Source organism: Pseudomonas sp. MHK4 (assembly GCF_054600775.1).
On record NZ_BAAIAK010000005.1, the window covers coordinates 390,125 to 411,182 of the forward strand.

Here is a 21,058-nt window from a genome sequence, read left to right on the forward strand (position 1 = left end):
GATATGACGCATTGAGCTGTTCCGGTCATTTTCTATGACTGAATCAGTAATGATGTTCGTGCTTTCTTCCTCTTTACAGGAGTTTCTCGATGAACCATTACCTCACGCCTGACCTGTGCGACGCCTATCCGGAGCTGGTGCAGGTGCTGGAACCGATGTTCAGCAATTTCGGTGGCCGGGATTCCTTCGGCGGCGAGATCGTGACCATCAAGTGCTTCGAAGACAACTCGCTGGTAAAGGAGCAGGCCGAGCTCAAGGGTAATGGCAAGGTGTTGGTGGTCGATGGTGGTGGCTCCCTGCGCCGTGCATTGCTGGGCGATATGATCGCCGAGAAAGCCGCGAAAAACGGCTGGGAAGGGCTGGTGATCTACGGTTGCATCCGTGACGTCGACGTCATCGCACAAACCGACCTGGGGGTTCAGGCATTGGCCAGCCACCCTATGAAGACCGACAAGCGCGGTATCGGCGATCTGAACGTTGCCGTGACCTTCGCCGGCGTGACCTTCCACCCTGGCCATTACATCTATGCGGACAACAACGGCGTGATCGTCTCGCCCAGCCCGTTGAAAATGCCTGAGTAATTATTTGAGCCAAGGAATGCGGATGTTCGAGGAAGAAAACGCGCAGTGGGGGCTGGTACATGCCCTGGTGCTGGACGGTAAAGGCGGTGCGCGTTCGATAGCCCGGACAGAACTCGACGAATTGCAGCTGCAGGCTCACGAAAGCCTGTGGCTGCACTGGGATCGCAGTCACCCGCAGACCCAGACCTGGCTGCGCAAGTACAGTGGCCTGAGCGAGTTCAGCTGCGACCTCTTGCTTGAAGAAAACACCCGACCGCGCCTGCTACAGCTTTCGGACAGCGAACTGCTGCTATTTTTGCGCGGGGTGAACCTCAATCCGGGAGCCGAGCCCGAAGACATGGTGTCGGTGCGGATCTTCGGCTCCGCCCAGCGGGTGATTTCCCTGCGTTTGCGTCCGTTGCGTGCCACCGAAGAACTGCTGGTGCAACTGGAGGAGGGCAAGGGACCGAAAACCGCCTCCGAACTCATTCTCTACATGGCTCAGTACCTCACCAACAAGGTGCAGGATCTGGTCAGTTGCCTCTCGGAAGTGGTCGATGAGGAAGAAGAAAAGCTGGATTCCGACGAACGGTACACGCCCGAGCACGGCGCTGTTTTACAGATCCGTCGCCGGGCCGCTGCGTTGAAGCGCTTTCTCGCTCCGCAGCGGGACATTTTTGGCCAACTGACGCGGATCAAGCTGCCCTGGTTCGTCGAGGACGACGGCGATTACTGGAACGAATTGAACAACAGCCTGACCCGTTATCTGGAAGAGCTTGAGTTGACGCGGGAGCGGGTGGGGCTGGTCCTGGAGGCTGAAGACCGGCGATTGAGCGTGCGCATGAACCGCACGATGTATCGCTTTGGTATCGTCACCGGGATTTTTTTACCGATGAGTTTTCTGACCGGTCTTTTGGGGATCAACGTCGGGGGCATTCCATTTTCACAAAGCCCCTATGGCTTCCTCGTCGCCTGCCTGCTGATGATCTCGGTGGCGCTTGGGCAGTGGTGGTTATTCCGACGTTTGCGCTGGGTTTGAAAATGCGCCATGTGACCCGGGCAAATTTGACCGCGTCTTTCACAGACATCACGAGAGGTGCGTATGCACGATCCGTTTGAACAGTCTTTGCGCGACATGCTCAATGCATCACCGTCCACCCGGGACGACGATGCGTGCCTGGGCCGTGTCCTGAAAACCGCCAATCGCCAGGTCGGCGCCGGTGATTTGTTCAGCCTGCTGGGCCGCTGGTTGCCCGCCCTGATGATCGCCCTCAATAACGGCTCGTCCCATGTCACGCCGGTCTCCCGTCTTCGTAAACCTACCGCTCGCACTGCTGATAAGGCTGATTGAATATGGAACTTGATCTCTGGACACAGAGCCTCGTCACTGCAATGACTGCGTTATGGACCAAGGTTGCGAACTTCATTCCGAACCTGTTTGGCGCATTGGTCGTGCTCCTGCTCGGTTTTGTCGTGGCCAAGCTGCTGGATACCCTGCTGTCCAAATTACTCGCCAAACTGGGTCTGGATCGCTTGATGGGCGGTACCGGTTTGACCAAGTTGATGTCCCGCGCCGGGCTGCAAGTACCCATATCGACACTGATCGGCAAGATCGTCTATTGGTTCGTTCTGCTTATTTTTTTGGTTTCTGCCGCAGAATCCCTTGGACTTGAGAGAGTTTCAGCTACGCTGGATATGCTTGCGTTGTATTTGCCGAAAGTGTTCGGCGCGGCGCTGGTGCTGCTGGTGGGTGTCTTGCTGGCGCAATTGGCCAATGGGCTGGTGCGCGGTGCGGCAGAAGGCGTAGGACTCGACTACGCTTCGGGGCTTGGGAGAATTGCCCAGGGCCTGGTGATCATCATCAGTATCTCGGTTGCGATCAGTCAGTTGGAGGTCAAGACGGACCTGCTCAACCATGTGATCGTGATCGTATTGATTACCGTTGGTCTGGCGGTTGCGCTGGCCATGGGGCTGGGAAGCCGGGAAATTGCCGGTCAGATTCTTGCGGGAATCTATGTGCGTGAGTTGTACCAGGTTGGGCAACAAGTGCGAGTTGGAGAGGTCGAAGGGCAGATCGAAGAGATCGGCACGGTTAAAACTACATTGCTGACCGATGAGGGTGAGCTAGTCTCTCTTTCCAATCGGATCCTCCTCGAGCAGCATGTGAGTAGCCGCTAACCCGGCAAACCCTGCTAATGTATGCCGCCGCAAAATGCCGCCTGATGTTGGCTGCGGCGGACATTGACCTGACTGTCGGCACGACTTGTTTTGAATAAAGCCCAATCGCTATCCACGCGCTATGACCCCCGCGAGCTCTCTGATGAGGAGTTGGTCGCGCGCTCGCATACCGAGCTGTTTCACGTGACGCGCGCGTATGAAGAACTGATGCGGCGTTACCAGCGAACATTATTTAACGTCTGTGCAAGGTATCTCGGGAACGATCGCGACGCTGATGATGTCTGTCAGGAGGTCATGTTGAAGGTGCTGTATGGCCTGAAGAACTTCGAGGGCAAATCGAAGTTCAAGACATGGCTATATAGCATCACGTACAACGAGTGCATTACGCAGTATCGCAAGGAAAGGCGAAAGCGTCGCTTGATGGACGCATTGAGTCTTGACCCCCTCGAGGAAGCGTCCGAAGAAAAGGCGCCGAAACCCGAGGAGAAGGGTGGACTTGATCGTTGGTTAGTGTATGTGAACCCGATTGACCGCGAAATTTTGGTGCTACGATTTGTCGCAGAGCTGGAGTTTCAGGAGATCGCAGACATCATGCACATGGGCTTGAGCGCAACAAAAATGCGGTACAAACGCGCTCTAGATAAATTGCGTGAGAAATTTGCAGGCATTGCTGAAACTTAGTTCAGCGCAAATATCTCTTACGTGTAGGCAAGTTCTGATAGACTTGCTGCCGAGTTGTCCCCCGGTTTGCGGGACTGCTTCACAATCACCAGATGGGGATTTAACGGATGAAACTGAAAAACACCTTGGGCTTGGCCATTGGTTCTCTTATTGCCGCCACTTCGTTCGGCGCTCTGGCACAGGGCCAAGGCGCAGTTGAAATCGAAGGCTACGCAAAGAAGCAGTATTTCGATAGCGACCGTAACTTCAAGAACGACGGCATCCTGCCGGGCGGTTCGATCGGTTACTTCCTGACTGACGACGTTGAACTGCGTCTGGCTTACGACGAAGTCCACAACGCCGTTACCGATGATGGCCAGAACGTGAAGGGCGCCAACACCGCTCTGGACGCTCTGTACCACTTCAACAACCCAGGCGACATGGTGCGTCCGTACCTCTCCGGCGGTTTCTCCGACCAGAGCATCGACCAGAATGGTTCGAACGGCCGTAACCGTTCCACCTTCGCCAACGTTGGCGGCGGCGCCAAGCTGTACTTCACCGAGAACTTCTACGCCCGTGCTGGCGTTGAAGCTCAATACAACATCGACCAGGGCAACACCGAGTGGGCTCCTAGCGTCGGTATCGGTGTGAACTTCGGTGGCGGCTCCAAACCAGCTCCTGCTCCAGTTCCAGCTCCAGAAGTTTGCTCCGACAGCGACAACGATGGCGTTTGCGACAACGTTGACAAGTGCCCGGACACCCCAGCCAACGTAACTGTTGACGCTGACGGCTGCCCAGCAGTTGCTGAAGTTGTTCGTGTTGAGCTGGACGTGAAATTCGACTTCGACAAGTCGGTAGTCAAGCCTAACAGCTACGGCGACATCAAGAACCTGGCTGACTTCATGAAGCAGTACCCATCCACCACCACTACTGTTGAAGGTCACACTGACTCCGTCGGTCCTGACGCTTACAACCAGAAACTGTCCGAGCGTCGTGCAAACGCCGTTAAGCAGGTTCTGACCAACCAGTACGGTGTTGAATCGTCCCGCGTTCAGTCTGTTGGCTACGGCGAATCCCGCCCAGTTGCTGACAACAAAACTGACGCTGGCCGCGCTGTAAACCGTCGCGTAGAAGCGCAGGTTGAAGCTCAAGCTAAGTAATTAGCCCGCAGCTGTGAGAAAAGCCCGGCTCAGGCCGGGCTTTTCTTTGCCTGCGATTTGAGGATTTACGCAGGACCCATGGAGCTGCCGCAGGTTCGGGCCGCGTTTCGGGTGATCTTTTGATCTTCTCGCCAGCTGCTCGCCGCCACCGCACCAATCACCAAAATGGCCGGGCTTTTCAGCTCAAAGGCGCAGGCATCTTCCTCCATGGCTGTCAGATCACTCCTGCATTCCCGCTGATGGGGCAATGAAGCGTTTTCGATCATCGCCACCGGTGTGTCCGCCGCCATCCCGCCAGCCAACAGCTGCTCGCGGATTTCGCTGAGTTTGGCCACGCCCATGTAGATCACCAGGGTCGTACCGCCCTGGGCCAGTGCCTGCCAGTTCAGGCTGCTGCCGTCCTGGGTATGGGCGGTGACCAGAGTCACGCCGCGCGCCACACCGCGCAGGGTCAGCGGGATATCGCATTGCGTGGCGCCCGCTAGCCCGGCAGTGATGCCATTGACCAGCTCTACCTCAACCCCGCGCTCGCGCAGCCACTGAGCCTCTTCGCCACCACGCCCGAAAATGCACGGGTCACCCCCTTTGAGTCGCACCACGCATTTGCCCTGCCGGGCGTAACGCAACATCAAACGATGGATGAACGCTTGCGGTGTGGAGCGGCAACCACCGCGTTTACCCACCGCAACGATCCGTGCCTCAGGGCAGTGTTCGAGGATCGCGCCATTGACCAGGTCATCGATCAGCACCACATCTGCCTCTTTCAAAGCGCGCACCGCCTTGAGGGTCAGCAATTCAGGATCACCGGGTCCCGCACCCACCAGCCAGACCTTTGCGTTCATAGTGTTTTTCCTCACGAAATGACGATGATCGGTTTTGAAGGCAAAACAAGCTCAGCCATGGAACGCCAGGAACAGCAAACCCAGGTTCGCCACCAGCGACAGCAAGGCCAATGTGCGCCATACCTTCAGCGGTTCGCGCTCCAGCAAAGGCCTGGGCCGTACGCTTGAACTGCATTGCTCCCCCTGTTCCAGCAGCCGCAACCATTCCTCGGCCGTTTCAAAACGCTGGGCCGGGTCTGCGGCCACCGCACGTTCCAGGCTTTGCGCCAGCCATTCCGGCAGGTCGGGGCGGTAGCGACTGGCACTGACCGGCACGCCGAAGCGGGGGCGTTGAAAGGCTTCTATTTCACCGTAGGGATACTGCCCTGTGAGCAGAAAATACAAAGTCACCCCCACCGCATACAGGTCCTGTTGCGGCGTCGGTGCATCGCCGCGGAAGGCCTCCGGGGCGATGTAGCTGGGGGTTCCCGGCAGGACGCTGGGTTGATCTTCAGACAGGCCGGGGCAGTAGGCGAGGCCGAAATCCAGCAGGCGCAACTCGCCGTCGTCCCCTGACAGCAGGTTCTGCGGCTTGATATCGCGATGGAGGATCTGCCGTCGATGCAGCAGGCCGACCGCTCGCAGCAGGCGTTCCGCCACATCCTGCCACTGCGCCAGGGGCAATGGTCCGATCTGCTCCTGCAGTTGCGCCAGGGTCGAGCCCGGATACTCGCGCATCACGTAGTACAGATGCTGACGTTGGCTGGCCGCATGCACTTGCGGAAAATGCCGCCCGGCCACACGCTTGAGGAACCATTCTTCGGAGAGCAAGGCTTGCCCGGCCTGATGATCGTCGTGAAGGCGGGCGGGCAGGGTTTTCAGCAGCCAGGGTTGCTGTTGGCTGTCGCGCACGCGATAGAGCAACGATTGCTGGCTCTGGCCGAGAATCCCTTCAATCTGCCAGCCTTCGAACACCTGCCCAGGTTTCAGTGCCGGCGGCAGCGGCCATTGCTGCAGATGGATCAAGGCATCACCGATACTCGCTTCACCCAGGGCATCAACCCGCACGAGCAACGCGCTGGCGTTATCCTGGCTGCCCGCCAGGTGCGCGGCGTTGACCAGGGTTTGGACGGCGCTGTCGAGGTCCGGTTGATCACGCAGGATTCCCGCAATGGCGGTGTCGCCCAGGACCGCCCAGACACCGTCGCTGAGCAGCACGAAGCTTTCATCGATGCGCAACTCACCATCGAGAAAATCCAGCACCAGGTGCTGATCCAGTCCCAGTGCGCGCTTGAGTACGTGCTGCATGCCCGGCTGGTCCCAGACGTGATCTTCGCTGATCCGCTGCAACTGCCCGGCGTGCCAGCGATACACCCGGCAATCGCCGACATGGGCCAGGGTAAAGCGCCGGCCGCGCAGGACCAGGGCGCTGACGGTGGTCAGCAGCGGTTGGCCTGCGCCGTTGGCCTGCAGCCAGCGGTTTTGCGCCAGCAGCAACCGATCCAGTGCCTGGGCAACCCCCCAGGTTTCCGGCGTGGCGTAGTAGTCCAGCGCCAAGGCCTGCAAGGTCGAGCGAGCCGCCAAGCCACCGTCGGCGCACTGGCTGACACCATCAGCGATGGCGAACAGGTAGCCCTTGCTGGCCGCCAGCGCCGGGGCCGGCGTGACCAGGCGCAGGGCATCCTGATTCTCTTCGCGCGGGCCGATGGCGCTGGCTTGGGCGAAACTCAGTTGCAGGCTCATGGCGCTGTCAGACCCGTGCAGCCGTTACGGCGGCCGAACCCCAGGTGGTCCTCCAGCGACGTTTCACACCATGCAGGCCGAACCAGGCGAGCACCCCGAGGCTGGCGAACAACCACAAGGCCATCTGGTAGCTGCCGGTGCTCTGCTTGATCGCCCCCATGCCTGCCGCCAGGGCAAATCCCCCGATGCCGCCGGCCATGCCGATCAGCCCGGTCATGACGCCGATCTCGCGACGGAAGCGCTGTGGCACCAGCTGGAAAACTGCGCCGTTGCCTGCCCCCAAACCGAGCATGGTGCACACGAACAGGGCCAGCGCGGCATAGGAACTCGGCAAGTTGAAACCAACGGCAGCGATGCAGATGGCGGCCACGGTGTACATCCCAAGCAGGGTGCGAATGCCGCCGAAGCGATCGGCCAGGGCGCCGCCCAGCGGACGCATCAGGCTGCCACCGAACACACAGGCTGCGGTGTAGTAACCGGCGGTGACCGGGCTCAGGCTGTATTGGTCGTTGAAGTAACCGGGCAGGGCGCTGGCCAGGCCGATGAACCCCCCGAAGGTCACGCTGTAGAAAAACATGAACCACCAGCTGTCGCGGTCGCCCAAGGCCTTGAAGTAATCGGCCATGGACTTGGCTTTCGGCCGCTCAGGCGCGTTTTTCGCCAGCCAGGCGAAAACGATCAGTGTCAGGATCAACGGGATCAGCGCGAAGCCGAACACGTTGCTCCAGCCAAAGGCGCCAGCCAGGACCGGTGCAATCAGCGCCGCCAGTACGGTGCCGGAGTTACCGGCCCCGGCGATGCCCATGGCCTTGCCCTGATGCTGCGGCGGATACCACTGCGATGCCAGGGGCAGGGCGACGGCAAATGAGGCGCCGGCCATGCCGAGGAACAGCCCCAGCAGCAAGGCTTGCTCATAGCTGTGGATACCGAGTTTCCAGGCACCGAACAACGCACAGATGACGATCACCTGGCCGATCAAGCCGGCGGTCTTGGGGGACAGGCGATCAGCCAGCATCCCCATCGCAAAGCGCAGTACCGCCCCGGCCAGAATCGGCGTGGCGACTACCAGCCCGCGTTGTTGGGTGGTCAGGTGCAGGTCTGCGGCGATCTGCACGGCCAGCGGGCCGAGCAGGTACCAGACCATGAAGCTCAGGTCGAAATAGAGGAAGGCCGCGAACAGGGTCGGGGTATGGCCGGATTTCCAGAAGCTTGAATTCATCGCGCACCTCAGCTGATAGGAGTCTCGAACGGGGGCCAAAACAAAAAAACGCCGCCACCTGATTCGCCATGGGGCAAACGAGGTGAGCGACGTCTTTGTCGTAGGTGGGGCAACCGCCGTTGGTTACCTGTGGTGATTACCTAGCGAGATCTGTGCCAACAGGCGGTACCGAGTCGCGGCCATTCGCGAGCAAGTCGAATCGCCGCACCGCCGCTCCCACATTTGAAATGCATTCACCCTGTGGGAGCGGGTTTGCTCGCGAAGAGGCCTTCAAAGGCACCGCAAAACTCAGCCAAGCAACTCACTCATGGCAATGATCTGCTCCGCCACCTGGATCAGCTTCTGCTGGCGGCTCATCGCCTGGCGACGCATCAGGGTGTAGGCCTCTTCTTCGTTGCAGTCCTTCATCTTCATCAGCAGCCCCTTGGCCAGCTCGATGCGCTTGCGCTCGGCCAGTTGCTGGTCGCGGGCATGCAGTTGGGCGCGCAGGGCCTGGTCGCTTTCGAAGCGCGCCATGGCCACGTCGAGAATCGGTTGCAGGCGTTGTGCGTGAATACCTTCGACGATGTAGGCACTGACCCCGGACTTGATCGCCTGGCGCATCACATCGGGGTCGTGTTCGTCGGTAAACATCACGATCGGCCGTGGCTGGTCGCGGCTGACCAGCACCACTTGCTCCATGACATCGCGGCTCGGTGACTCGGTATCGATCAGGATCACGTCCGGGCGCACCGTTTCGACGCGTTCGGGCAGGTCGATGGTCAGCCCGGATTCGTCGATGACCTCGAAACCGGCCTCGGTGAGGGCGGCTTTCAGGCGTCCGACTTTTTTCGCGGTGTCGTTGATCAGCAGGATACGCAACATGTTCGCAGTCTCCTGTCAGCGGCTGGCGAGAAGGGGCGAGCTGTCGCTCATGGCGTGCAACTTGAAGCTGCGGGCGTAACCGGTTGGGTCCGAACCGTCCCAGACCTTGCCGTCGATCAGCTGGCTGCTGCGCATCACGTTGCCCGGGGCGGTGACACCGACGGCGCTGGCGGCCTCACGGTATAAGTCTAGTTGTTGGACCTGAAGGGCTACGGCGAGGTAGTCGGGATCGTCGCGCAACAGGCCCCAGCGACGAAACTGGGTCATGAACCACATGCCATCGGACAGGTAGGGCACGTTGACCGCCCCCTGCCCATGGAAGCGCAGGGCGTGCGGGTCTTGCCATCGATTGCCCAGACCGTCGGCGTAGTCACCCAGCAGACGCGGTTCGATGCACGGCAGCGGCGCATCGAGGTACTGCGGTGCGCTGAGCAATTGCGCGGTACTACGGCGATTCTCGGTGCTGTCGTCGATGAAGTGGCTGGCTTCGAGGATCGCCATCACCAGCGCACGGGCGGTGTTGGGGTATTGCTCGACGAAGGCGCGGGTACAGCCGAGGACTTTTTCCGGGTGGTCGGGCCAGATGGCCTGGGACGTGGCCAGGGTAAACCCGAGGTCCTGCTTCACCGCGCTGTCGGCCCAGGGCTCGCCGACGCAGAAGCCGTCGATACGCCCGGCTTGCAGGTGCGCGACCATTTGCGGTGGCGGCACCACCACGCTGTCGACGTCGTGCAGCGGGTGAATGCCCTGGCTCGCCAGCCAATAATACAGCCACATGGCATGGGTGCCGGTGGGAAAGGTCTGGGCGAAGGTCAGTTTTGGGCGACTTTGGTGCACATGACGGTCCAGTGCTTCAGGACTGGTCACGCCGGCGGCTTGCAAGCCGTGGGAGAGATTGATGCTCTGGCCGTTCTGGTTCAGGCCCATGAGCACCGCCATGTCGGTGGGGGCCACGCCGCCGATGCCCAGGTGTACGGCATAGATCAAGCCATAGAGGCTGTGGGCGGCGTCGAGTTCGCCGCTGACCAGTTTGTCCCGCAGGTTGGCCCAGGACGACTGGCGCTTGAGGTTCAAGGTCAATCCGTAGGGCTGGGCAAAGCCCTGGGTGGCGGCGACAACGACCGAAGCGCAGTCGCTCAGGGCCATGAAGCCGAGGTTGATTTCGCTCTTTTCCGGGGCATCGCTGCCATTGACCCAGGCCAGGGGGCCGATTGAGGGTTCGTTCATCGATTTCGCACCTTCCAAAAAAAACGTCGTCCCAGACCCCTAAGAGCAGGCCCGGCTGACGACGCCATTGTCCTGGCACGCATTCCGCCGTTGGCCTGCGTGCTGATGCCTGTGCTGGTGCAAGGCATATGCCATCGCCCGCTGATTTTGTCGCGCGCCTCGCTTGCGACCCCGATGCGCGGGTATAATCGCCGCCTCATTTCGCCGCCATTCGAGTCAAACCCGCCCATGTACACCCTGGCCCGTCAGCTGTTGTTCAAACTTTCCCCGGAAACCTCCCACGATCTGTCCCTGGACCTGATCGGCGCGGGCGGGCGTCTGGGGCTCAACGGTTTGCTGTGCAAGGCCCCGGCAAGACTGCCGGTGAACGTCATGGGCCTGGAGTTCCCGAACCCGGTGGGCCTGGCCGCCGGCCTGGACAAGAATGGCGCCGCCATCGACGGCTTTGCGCAACTGGGTTTTGGTTTTGTCGAGATCGGCACCATTACCCCTCGCCCGCAACCGGGCAATCCGAAACCGCGGTTGTTCCGTCTGCCGGAGGCCGAGGCGATCATCAACCGCATGGGCTTCAACAACCTGGGTGTCGATCACCTGCTGGCCCGCGTGGCGGCCGCCAAGTACAAGGGTGTGCTGGGCATCAATATCGGCAAGAACTTCGACACACCGGTCGAGCGTGCGGTCGACGACTACCTGATCTGCCTGGACAAGGTCTACGCCCATGCCAGCTACGTGACGGTCAACGTCAGCTCGCCCAATACCCCGGGCCTGCGCAGCCTGCAGTTTGGTGACTCGCTCAAGCAGTTGCTGGCGGACCTTGCCACGCGCCGGGCAGAACTGGCGTTGCGCCACGGCAAGCACGTGCCGCTGGCGATCAAGATCGCCCCGGACATGACCGACGAAGAAACCGCGCAGGTCGCCCAGGCGTTGATCGAAACCGGAATGGACGCGGTCATCGCCACCAACACCACCTTGAGTCGCGTGGGTGTTGAAGGCATGGAACACGGTGACGAGGCGGGCGGTCTGTCTGGAGCGCCGGTGCGTGACAAGAGTACGCATACCGTGAAGGTGCTGGCTTCGGAGCTGGGGGGGCGCTTGCCGATTATCGCGGCGGGAGGCATCACCGAAGGCAAGCACGCTGCCGAGAAAATCACCGCCGGTGCGAGCCTGGTGCAGATCTACTCGGGCTTCATCTACAAGGGCCCGGCGCTCATCCGCGAGTCGGTAGACGCCATCGCAGCCTTGCGCTGATCCTTGTAGGAGCCGGCTTGCCGGCGATGGCGATCTCGAGGACGCCATCGCCGGCAAGCCGGGCTCCTACAGGGAATTGTGTTGACCGAAGTACAGGCATAAAAAAGGGCCCCTTCAAAGGAGCCCCTGGGCCGTAGCCCGCCGTCCGGATGGGACGTGCGTGGTTAATTCGCTGCAAAATCAGATTGTGTGTCGGAGTGTGTGCCCTGTGTTAGCCGACGGCGTGAAGTTCGTTGAGTCTGTGGATTCCCGCAGTGCCGGTCATACCGTCCCAGTTGTCGCCGCGTCCTTCTCGCCAGCCGTTAATCCAGGCTTGGCGTACCGACGGTAGAGTAAATGGGCAAAGCTCACGGGATTTACCACCAACGCCATATTGATATCCGCGCAAAAATGCTCTTTCCAACGGATCACGCTTAAGTCTTCTCATAGGGTGTTGCCCTCACTTGTTGACTGTATGTATCGCGTCGACCTCAATCGAGGTCTGGCAGAAAAACTCTGCCGTTGGGGGCTCGTTGCCGGCGTGACGAGCCAAGGTGTTGACGTCATTGCGGCGCCAACCTGTATTGAGTTCTAACCAATGCGTCACATCGAGGGAATGATCGTTTTGTCATAAGGACGTAACCGTTAATGTGCTATGGCACTAAGTAACATGATGTTTGTGGCGTCTTTAATGATCAAACCCCGGTATGATCGGCCCTGCGTTGGATGATCAGGTTAATCCTTTGCTGAGAATGCCTCCCGTTGCCGGGATGGACTATTCGACGAAGGGTCGACTTATGTCATTTTGTTGCATCAACTTTTTTATCTGTCCTTGCATCTAAGCTCATTTAACCCGGGCAGCAAGGGTGGAATGGCACACCTTCGTGCCACGCGGGCGCTCTTCGAGAAAAGCGCCTGATTGAAAACCGGGCCGGCAATGCGTTGCCGGTCCACTCAGCAAAGGCTCCGAATCCCCATGTCCGATCGTTTCGAACTCTTCCTCACTTGCCCTAAAGGCCTTGAAGGCCTGCTCATCGAGGAAGCCGTCGGGCTTGGCCTTGAAGAAGCGCGTGAGCACACTTCTGCCGTGCGTGGCATGGCCACCATGGAAACCGCGTACCGCCTGTGCCTGTGGTCGCGCCTGGCCAACCGGGTGCTGCTGGTCCTCAAGCGTTTCCCGATGAAAGACGCCGAAGACCTCTACCACGGTGTCCTCGACATCGAGTGGCAAGACCACATGCTCAATGACGGCACCCTGGCCGTCGAATTCAGCGGTCACGGTTCAGGCATCGACAACACCCACTTCGGCGCCTTGAAGGTCAAGGACGCTATCGTCGACAAACTGCGCACTCCACAGGGCGACCGTCCGTCCATCGACAAGCTCAACCCGGACCTGCGCATCCATCTGCGCCTGGATCGCGGTGAAGCGATTCTTTCGCTCGACCTGTCCGGCCACAGCCTGCACCAGCGCGGCTATCGCCTGCAGCAAGGTGCGGCGCCGCTGAAGGAAAACCTCGCGGCGGCGATCCTGATCCGTTCCGGCTGGCCGCGTATTGCCGCTGAAGGCGGCGCCCTGGCTGACCCGATGTGCGGTGTCGGTACCTTCCTGGTCGAAGCGGCGATGATCGCTGCCGACATCGCGCCGAACCTGCGCCGCGAGCAATGGGGCTTCACCGCCTGGCTCGGCCACGTGCCGGCGCTGTGGAAAAAACTCCATGAAGAAGCCTCTGAGCGTGCGGCGGCCGGCCTGGCCAAGCCACCGTTGTGGATTCGCGGTTATGAAGCCGACCCGCGCCTGATTCAACCGGGTCGCAACAACGTCGAGCGTGCCGGCCTGAGCGAGTGGATCAAGATCTACCAGGGCGAAGTCGCGACCTTCGAGCCGCGTCCGGACCAGAACCAGAAAGGCCTGGTGATCTGCAACCCTCCGTACGGCGAGCGTCTGGGCGACGAGGCGAGCCTGCTCTACCTCTACCAGAACCTTGGCGAACGACTGCGCCAGGCGTGCCTGAACTGGGAAGCCGCCGTGTTCACCGGCGCCCCGGACCTGGGCAAGCGCATGGGCATCCGCAGCCACAAGCAGTATTCGTTCTGGAACGGCGCCTTGCCGTGCAAGCTGTTGCTGATCAAGGTGTTGCCGGATCAGTTCGTCACCGGCGAGCGGCGTACCCCGGAACAGCGTCAGGCCGAGCGTGAGCAGGCCGCTTACGACCAGGCACCGAGCGAGCCGCAAGAGCGCCAGTACAACAAGAACGGCAACCCGATCAAACCAACGCCAGCACCGGCGCCGGTGATCGAGCAGCCGCGCCTGAGCGAAGGCGGGCAGATGTTTGCCAACCGCCTGCAGAAAAACCTCAAGGCGCTGGGCAAGTGGGTCAAGCGTGAAGGCATCGACTGCTATCGCGTCTACGATGCCGACATGCCGGAATACTCCATGGCCATCGACCTGTACCACGACTGGGTCCACGTCCAGGAATACGCCGCGCCGAAATCCATCGATCCGGAGAAGGCCTCGGCGCGCATGTTCGACGCCCTGGCGGCGATCCCCCAGGCCCTGAACGTCGACAAGAGCCGCGTGGTGGTCAAGCGCCGTGAGCGCCAGAGCGGCACCAAGCAGTACGAGCGCCAGGCCGCCCAGGGCAAGTTCGTCGAGGTCAACGAAGGCGGGGTGAAGCTGCTGGTCAACCTCACCGATTACCTCGATACCGGGTTGTTCCTCGACCACCGGCCGATGCGCATGCGCATCCAGAAAGAGGCCGCCGGCAAGCGCTTCCTCAACCTGTATTGCTACACCGCCACCGCCAGTGTCCATGCGGCCAAGGGCGGCGCGCGCAGTACCACCAGCGTCGACCTGTCGAAAACCTACCTGGACTGGGCGCGTCGCAACCTGTCGCTGAACGGTTTCTCCGACAAGAACCGCCTGGAGCAGAGTGACGTGATGGTCTGGCTGGAAGCCTGCCGTGAAGAATACGACCTGATCTTCATCGACCCGCCGACCTTCTCCAACTCCAAGCGCATGGAAGGGATCTTCGACGTGCAGCGTGACCAGGTGCAACTGATCGACCTGGCCATGGCGCGCCTGGCACCGGGCGGTGTGTTGTACTTCTCCAACAACTTCCGCAAGTTCGAGCTCGAGCCCAACCTCAGCGAGCGCTACGCGATCGAAGAGATCACTGCCCAGACCATCGACCCGGATTTTTCCCGTAACGCCAAGATCCATCGCGCGTGGAAAATCACCGCTCGCTGACACTGGATCCCTGTAGGAGCGAGCTCTGCTCGCGATGGTCGATAACGATAACGCGTGCTTTCTGAATGCACGCGGTGCCCTCGGATCCATCGCGAGCCAGCTCGCTCCTACAGGGCTGGTCAAATTAGTGGCTAATAGCTATAACTCAACTCATGGCCAATGGGCTTTCCCGCACCTGGCGTTTTGAGTTGCGTCTATGTCGTTGCACGCCGTGCGCCCCAAGATCCTGGGTTTTATCAGCGAAGATGTCTCGGCCGGGCTGGTTGCGCTCATGGTCTTGCTCGTCGGCGGGATTCTCACGGCGTTGCTCGCCTGGTCGACGCTGAACCTGTTTCACCATCAATTGCGGCAACGCTTCCAGTTGCTGGCCAGCGAACGCTACAGCCGTATCGAAGAACGTTTCCAGGACCAGGAGCAGCGCCTCGATGGCCTGCGCCGGTTCTTTGCCAACTCCGATGCGGTGTCCCGCGAGGAATTCAACGGCTACACCCAACCCCTGTTGCACCGGACCCAGGCGTACTCGTTTGCCGAACGGGTCACCCGGGAACAGCGGCCAGCCTTCGAACGCCGAGCGCGGGAGGGGGGTATGGATGATTTCACCCTGCGCGAACTCAGCGCCGACGGCCAACTGCAATTGGCCGCCGAGCGGGACGAGTACGTGGCGGTGCTCTATAGCCAGACGCAAAGCAGGCTCGGCGCGCCATTGGGCTATGACTTGCTGGCCCAGCCGTTGCGCCGCGCCACGCTGCAACGGGCCGATCAGCGCCAGGGCATGGCCGTGTCGCAACCGTTGCACCTGGTCAATATCGAGCCGGCTTATGCGCGGGGCGTACTGTTGGTGGCCCCGGTGACGCTGCGCAGCGGCGCCGGCGACGCAACGGGCAAACCGTTCGGTTATGTCATGGCGGTGATCAGCATGCGCCAATTGCTGGCAGACGGGCTGCCGGAGGCGGGCCGGGATTACCTCTCGGTGCGCATTCTCGACCTGTCCGTCGATGAGCAGCATGAGGTGCTTTTTCAGTCGCCCAATGCGCCAGCGGTAAGCGACTTGTCCGCGACTCGCCTGTTGCGTCTGGCCGATCATGAGTATCAGGTCGACATCCAGCCCAGCGAGGCTTTCATTCAGGCCAATCACTCGTCAGTGACCACCCTGGTGGTGCTCGGTGGTTTGCTCAGCGTGTTGCTCAGCGCCTTGCTCTATGTACTGGTCAGTCAGCGGCAACGGGCGCTGAAAATGGTCGAGCAAAGAACCGAGGAACTGCGCGCCCGGGAACAAGAGTTGCGCGGTACCCATGGCCAGTTGCGCGGGGTGCTGGATGCCGCGACCCAGGTCGCGATCATCGCCACGGACCTGCGCGGGGTGATCAGCACCTTCAATGCCGGCGCCGAGCAGATGCTCGGATATACCGTCGCCGAAGTGGTCGGGCGCATGACCCTGGAAAACCTGCACTTGCCCCGGGAGCTCGCGGCACGTTCGGCGGAATTGAGCGCGCGTTATGGCAAACCTGTACCGGCTTGCCATGCGATGCTGGTCGAGGGGCGCGTGGAGGGCGGCCATGAGGCGCGGGAGTGGACGCTGGTGCGTGGCGATGGCAGCCACCTGATCGTCAACATGCTGGCCACGCCGGTGTTCGATGAGCAGGGCCTGTGGGTCGGGCACCTGGCGATCTGCATCGACATCACCGAACGCAAGCGCGTGCATGAGGCACTGGCCGCACGGGACCTGTTGTTGAAGAAGCTCAGCGCCCATGTGCCCGGCGGGATCTACCAATTCAAGATGGAGTTCGACGGGCGCTTCAGCGTGATTTACGCCAGCGACGGCATTCGCGAGATCTATGAACTGGAGCCGGACGTGCTGCTGCTCAACGCCGAAGCGATCTTCACGCGGATTCATCCCCAGGACACCACGCGCGTGCGTGCCTCGATCCGGGCCTCGGCCGAAACCCTCAGCCACTGGCGCGAGGAATACCGCGTGCAACTGCCCCAGCGCGGCCTGCGCTGGGTCCGCGGCGAGGCGACCCCGGAAGAGCTGCCCGGCGGCGGCGTGCTCTGGCATGGCTACATCTCGGACATTACCGACACCAAGCGGGTGGAAGAAGAACTGCGGGCGCTGTCGGTCACCGACTCCCTGACCGGCATCCACAACCGGCGCTATTTCCAGGAACGCCTGACCACCGAGATGGCCCGGGTGGAGCGCGGAGGCGGCGAACTATCGGTGATCATGCTCGATATCGACCATTTCAAGCGCATCAACGACCAGTACGGCCATGCCGTGGGCGATCGGGTGTTGCAGGCCGTGTGCGAACGCGTTGGCCATCGGCTGCGGCGCACGGATGTGTTCTGCCGCCTGGGCGGTGAGGAGTTCATGGTCCTGTGCCCGGACATCGGCAGCGAGCAGGCCCATCTGCTGGCGCTGGAGTTGTGGCAAAGCCTGCGTAGCGCGCCGATCGATGAGGTAGGCGTCGTCACCGCCAGCTTCGGCGTGGCCAGCTGGCGCCAGGACGAAGGCGCGGATGCGCTGTTGTTGCGGGCGGATTCGGGGGTTTATGTGGCGAAGCAGGAGGGCAGGGATCGGGTGCAGGGCGAGATGACTTGATCCGGCCCACACACGATCTGTAGGAGCCAGCAAGCCGGCTCCTACAGAGGTCGTTGGTGCTACAACACCGAAGCGGTCTGCGCCAGTTTCGGCTGGCGATACAGGTCCAGCAGCACCTGGTCGAGCACCGACGACGCGCCAAACGGTGCCTTGTCGTTGAGGATCGCCACCACCGCCCAGGTGTTGCCGTTGACGTCGCGGCTGAAGCCGGCAATCGCCCGCACGGTGTTCAGGGTGCCGGTCTTGACGTGGGCTTCACCGCGCATGGCGGTGGTCTTCAGGCGCTTGCGCATGGTGCCGTCGGTACCGGCAATCGGCATCGAGCTGATGTACTCGGCGGCGTAAGGGCTGCGCCAGGCGGCTTGCAGCATCGACGCCATTTCCCGGGCACTGACGCGTTCGGCGCGGGACAGGCCGGAGCCATTCTCCATCACCAGGTGCGGCGCGGTGATGCCTTTCTTCGCCAGCCACTGGCGCACCACACGCTGGGCGGCTTTGGCGTCGTCGGCGTCGGCATCGGTGCGGTACTTCTGGCCCAGGCTCAGGAACAGCTGCTGGGCCATGGTGTTGTTACTGTATTTGTTGATGTCGCGGATGATTTCCGCCAGGTCCGGCGAGAACGCCCGCGCCAGTACCTTGGCGTCCTTCGGTGTTGGTGCCAGCACATCCTTGCCCTGGATGCTGCCGCCCAGTTCTTTCCAGATCGCGCGCACGGCGCCGGCGGTGTAGGTGGCGTGGTCCAGCAACGACAGGTAAGTCTGTGAACTGCAGCCTTCGCCCAACTGGCCGCCGACCGTCACGGTCACGCTGCCATCGGCCTGGGGCACCGGGTTGTAACGCACGCCACCGGTGCACTGCTTGGAATTGAGCGCCTTGACCTGGTTGTCGATGCGGATGCTGGCGATCGGCGGTTCCACCGACACCAGCACTTTGCCCGAGTCATTGCGCGCGACGAAGCGCAGGGCCTTGAGGTTGACCAGCAGCGCATCGGGCTTGACCAGGAACGGCTTGTTCTCGTCGTTGCCGTCGTCGTTGAATTCGGGCAGTTGCGGTTGCACGAAGAAGTTCTTGTCCAGCACCAGGTCGCCGGTGACCTGGGTCACGCCGTTGGCGCGCAGGTCGCGCATCAGCAGCCAGAGTTTTTCCATGTTCAGCTTCGGATCGCCGCCACCCTTGAGGTAGAGGTTGCCGTTGAGGATGCCCCCGCTGAGGGTGCCATCGGTATAGAACTCGGTTTTCCACTGATGATTGGGGCCTAGCATTTCCAGCGCCGCATAGGTGGTGACCAGCTTCATGGTCGACGCCGGGTTGACCGAAACGTCGGCGTTGAAAATGGTCGGGGTGCCGGGGCCGTTGAGCGGAATCATCACCAGCGACAGGGCGTTGTCCTGCAACTTGCTGGCCTTGAGGGCTTTTTCGACGTTGGGCGACAGGCTGGTATTGATCGGGTCAGCACAAACGGGGAGGGCCAGGGGGAAAAGCAGGCCGGCCAGGAGCAATGGACGCAACGATTTGATCATGTAGATAAAACCCTACAGCCGAGGGGAAAAAAAGATGAGGGCATGAAGATAAATTCCCTCAGTGGTCATGAAAGTGTCGGCATTATGCCCCAAGGTGCCACGGCTTGTGCCGTGCACGGGGCCACCAATCGGCTATTTTTTACCGACGGTAGGCGTCGCAGCCCAGAGAGTCGGGCAATTGGCGGCTTAAACTGCTAAAGTGCGGCCCGTTATTACTTATGAGGATTGTTCCAATGGCGACTAACCGCTCCCAGCGTCTGCGCAAAAAACTGTGCGTTGATGAATTTCAAGAGCTGGGTTTCGAACTGAACCTGGATTTCAAGGAAGATCTGTCCGAAGAAGCCATTGATGCCTTCCTCGAGGCGTTCCTCAAAGAAGCCATGGAAGCCAACGGTCTGGGCTATGTCGGCGGTGATGATTACGGTCTGGTTTGCCTGATCAAGCGTGGCTCGGTCAGCGCTGAACAACGCGCCGCCGTTGAAGCCTGGCTCAAAGGCCGCACCGAGCTGACCAGCGTTGAAGTCAGCCCGCTGCTGGACGTCTGGTACCCGGAAAAGCCGATCAATCCGGTAGCATGATGTTCTAAAAAACGGCGACCCTAGAGTCGCCGTTTTTTTTGTAGGAGCGAGCTTGCTCGCGATGGTCGTCAACGATAACGCGGGAAACCTGACACCCCGTGGCGCTCTCAGGTTCATCGCGAGCAAGCTCGCTCCTACAGGGGCCTGCGCCAGTTCAGAATAATCAGCGTCACCACCCCCGCCACAATTCCCCAGAACGCCGAACCGATGGAAAACAGCGTCAGCCCCGATGCCGTGACCATGAAGGTGATCAGCGCCGCTTCACGCTCCTTCGCTTCGCTCATGGCGATGCTCAGGCCATTGATGATCGAACCGAACAACGCCAGTGCGGCAATCGACAGCACCAGCTCCTTGGGCAGCGCGGCAAACAAGGCTGCGAGCGTCGCGCCGAACACGCCGGCGATGCCGTAGAAAATCCCGCACCAGACCGCCGCCGTATAACGCTTGTTGCGATCCTCGTGGGCATGGGGCCCGGTACAGATCGCCGCGCTGATGGCGGCCAGGTTGATCCCGTGGGAACCGAATGGCGCAAGCAGCAACGAGGCGATGCCCGTGGTGGTGATCAGCGGCGACGCCGGCACGTTGTAGCCGTCGGCGCGCAGCACGGCAATGCCCGGCATGTTTTGCGAGGTCATCGCGACCACGAACAACGGGATGCCGATACTGATGGTCGCGGCAAGGGAGAAATGCGGTGTGGTCCAGACAGGCGTGGCCACTTCCAGGTGGAATGCGCTGAAGTCCAGCAGCCCCATGAGGCCGGACAAGGCCGTGCCGATCAGCAATGCGCCCAACACGGCATAACGCGGCGACAGGCGCTTGACCACCAGGTAGGTGAAGAACATGCCCAGCACCAGCGCGGTGCGATGCTGCGCCGCGACGAAAATCTCGCTGCCGATCTTGAACAGGATCCCCGCCAGCAACGCCGCCGCCAGGGACGCGGGAATCTTTTTCACCAGGCGTTCGAAACTGCCGGTCAGCCCGCAGATCGTCACCAGCAGCGCGCAGGTAATATAGGCACCGATGGCTTCGCCGTAGGTCACGCCCCCCAGGCTGGTGATCAGCAAGGCCGCACCCGGGGTCGACCAGGCAATGGTGATGGGGGTGCGATAGCGCAGGGACAGGCCGATCGAGCACACCGCCATGCCGATGGAAATCGCCCAGATCCACGACGAAATCTGCCCGCTGGTCAGCCCGGCCGCTTGCCCGGCCTGGAACATCAGCACCAGGGAACTGGTGTAGCCGGTCATCATCGCGATGAACCCGGCGACGATGGCTGATGGAGAGGTGTCGGCCAAAGGGCGCAGTTGGGTGTGCGTGGCGTCGTTCATGACGGCGGTGTTCCTTTTACGTGCGTTGGCTGCGGATTCTGCTTTAAAGCCTAAACTCAAACCTGATGGATCGTTGCAATACAGCGGATGTGACAAACAGCCGTACAGTCGTGTTGGCACTAACCATTGT

At 61.0% G+C, this 21,058-nt stretch carries 18 protein-coding genes; 10 read left to right on the forward strand and 8 right to left on the reverse strand.

Features of this window, described 5'->3' with window-relative positions:
• The first annotated feature begins 89 nt into the window (after positions 1–89).
• The 6 genes from rraA to ACYP2Q_RS16150 all read left to right on the forward strand — a co-directional run bounded on the left by rraA (position 90) and on the right by ACYP2Q_RS16150 (position 4,558).
• Positions 90–581, forward strand: a complete 492-nt coding sequence (gene rraA, locus ACYP2Q_RS16125; RefSeq protein WP_008061717.1) for a ribonuclease E activity regulator RraA — start codon at positions 90–92, stop codon at positions 579–581.
• Positions 582–603: 22 nt separating this feature from the next.
• Positions 604–1,599, forward strand: a complete 996-nt coding sequence (locus ACYP2Q_RS16130) for a zinc transporter ZntB (protein ID WP_459731353.1) — start codon at positions 604–606, stop codon at positions 1,597–1,599.
• Between the two features lie 63 nt (positions 1,600–1,662).
• Positions 1,663–1,911 carry a CrfX protein gene (locus tag ACYP2Q_RS16135; RefSeq protein ID WP_459731354.1) on the forward strand — a complete coding sequence of 83 codons (249 nt, stop codon included), beginning with the start codon at positions 1,663–1,665 and terminating at the stop codon, positions 1,909–1,911.
• Between the two features lie 2 nt (positions 1,912–1,913).
• Positions 1,914–2,738: a mechanosensitive ion channel family protein gene (locus tag ACYP2Q_RS16140; protein WP_007916401.1), complete on the forward strand. Its 825-nt coding sequence runs from the start codon at positions 1,914–1,916 to the stop codon at positions 2,736–2,738.
• Between the two features lie 90 nt (positions 2,739–2,828).
• Positions 2,829–3,419: an RNA polymerase sigma factor SigX gene (gene sigX, locus ACYP2Q_RS16145; RefSeq protein WP_017337463.1), complete on the forward strand. Its 591-nt coding sequence runs from the start codon at positions 2,829–2,831 to the stop codon at positions 3,417–3,419.
• A 107-nt stretch (positions 3,420–3,526) separates the two neighbouring features.
• On the forward strand, positions 3,527–4,558 hold the full coding sequence (locus ACYP2Q_RS16150; protein ID WP_459731355.1) for an OmpA family protein: 1,032 nt from the start codon (positions 3,527–3,529) through the stop codon (positions 4,556–4,558).
• Between the two features lie 65 nt (positions 4,559–4,623).
• On the opposite strand, the gene cobA is transcribed toward ACYP2Q_RS16150, so the two are convergent.
• The 5 genes from cobA to ACYP2Q_RS16175 all read right to left on the reverse strand — a co-directional run bounded on the left by cobA (position 4,624) and on the right by ACYP2Q_RS16175 (position 10,432).
• Entirely contained in the window at positions 4,624–5,400 is a 777-nt protein-coding gene (cobA, locus tag ACYP2Q_RS16155; RefSeq protein WP_459731356.1) for a uroporphyrinogen-III C-methyltransferase, read from the reverse strand.
• 51 nt (positions 5,401–5,451) lie between these two features.
• Positions 5,452–7,122: a protein kinase domain-containing protein gene (locus tag ACYP2Q_RS16160; RefSeq protein ID WP_459731357.1), complete on the reverse strand. Its 1,671-nt coding sequence runs from the start codon at positions 7,120–7,122 to the stop codon at positions 5,452–5,454.
• Between the two features lie 7 nt (positions 7,123–7,129).
• Positions 7,130–8,341 (reverse strand): nitrate/nitrite transporter, encoded by a 1,212-nt coding sequence (locus ACYP2Q_RS16165; RefSeq protein WP_459731358.1) that lies wholly within the window; start codon positions 8,339–8,341, stop codon positions 7,130–7,132.
• 288 nt (positions 8,342–8,629) lie between these two features.
• A complete protein-coding gene (locus tag ACYP2Q_RS16170; RefSeq protein WP_008056396.1) occupies positions 8,630–9,205 on the reverse strand; it encodes an ANTAR domain-containing response regulator in 576 nt (191 codons plus the stop codon).
• A gap of 15 nt (positions 9,206–9,220) precedes the next feature.
• Complete coding sequence (locus tag ACYP2Q_RS16175) at positions 9,221–10,432, reverse strand: CmpA/NrtA family ABC transporter substrate-binding protein (protein WP_459731359.1); 1,212 nt, start codon at positions 10,430–10,432, stop codon at positions 9,221–9,223.
• Between the two features lie 228 nt (positions 10,433–10,660).
• On the opposite strand from ACYP2Q_RS16175, the gene ACYP2Q_RS16180 reads away from it, so the two are divergent.
• Positions 10,661–11,680: a quinone-dependent dihydroorotate dehydrogenase gene (locus ACYP2Q_RS16180; protein WP_459731360.1), complete on the forward strand. Its 1,020-nt coding sequence runs from the start codon at positions 10,661–10,663 to the stop codon at positions 11,678–11,680.
• A gap of 211 nt (positions 11,681–11,891) precedes the next feature.
• On the opposite strand, the gene rmf is transcribed toward ACYP2Q_RS16180, so the two are convergent.
• Positions 11,892–12,107: a ribosome modulation factor gene (rmf, locus tag ACYP2Q_RS16185; RefSeq protein ID WP_003223300.1), complete on the reverse strand. Its 216-nt coding sequence runs from the start codon at positions 12,105–12,107 to the stop codon at positions 11,892–11,894.
• A gap of 528 nt (positions 12,108–12,635) precedes the next feature.
• Here rmf and rlmKL point away from each other — a divergent pair.
• Both rlmKL and ACYP2Q_RS16195 read left to right on the forward strand, forming a co-directional pair.
• Positions 12,636–14,906 carry a bifunctional 23S rRNA (guanine(2069)-N(7))-methyltransferase RlmK/23S rRNA (guanine(2445)-N(2))-methyltransferase RlmL gene (gene rlmKL, locus ACYP2Q_RS16190; RefSeq protein WP_459731361.1) on the forward strand — a complete coding sequence of 757 codons (2,271 nt, stop codon included), beginning with the start codon at positions 12,636–12,638 and terminating at the stop codon, positions 14,904–14,906.
• Positions 14,907–15,102: 196 nt separating this feature from the next.
• Positions 15,103–17,502, forward strand: coding sequence for a sensor domain-containing diguanylate cyclase (locus ACYP2Q_RS16195; RefSeq protein ID WP_459731362.1), 2,400 nt, complete (start codon positions 15,103–15,105; stop codon positions 17,500–17,502).
• 59 nt (positions 17,503–17,561) lie between these two features.
• Here ACYP2Q_RS16195 and dacB read toward each other — a convergent pair whose 3' ends face one another.
• Entirely contained in the window at positions 17,562–19,022 is a 1,461-nt protein-coding gene (gene dacB / locus ACYP2Q_RS16200) for a D-alanyl-D-alanine carboxypeptidase/D-alanyl-D-alanine endopeptidase (protein WP_459731363.1), read from the reverse strand.
• A 233-nt stretch (positions 19,023–19,255) separates the two neighbouring features.
• Here dacB and ACYP2Q_RS16205 point away from each other — a divergent pair, with 233 nt between their 5' ends.
• Entirely contained in the window at positions 19,256–19,600 is a 345-nt protein-coding gene (locus ACYP2Q_RS16205) for a YggL family protein (RefSeq protein ID WP_008056407.1), read from the forward strand.
• 134 nt (positions 19,601–19,734) lie between these two features.
• On the opposite strand, the gene ACYP2Q_RS16210 is transcribed toward ACYP2Q_RS16205, so the two are convergent.
• Positions 19,735–20,928 carry a benzoate/H(+) symporter BenE family transporter gene (locus ACYP2Q_RS16210; protein ID WP_459731364.1) on the reverse strand — a complete coding sequence of 398 codons (1,194 nt, stop codon included), beginning with the start codon at positions 20,926–20,928 and terminating at the stop codon, positions 19,735–19,737.
• Between the last annotated feature and the right edge of the window lie 130 nt (positions 20,929–21,058).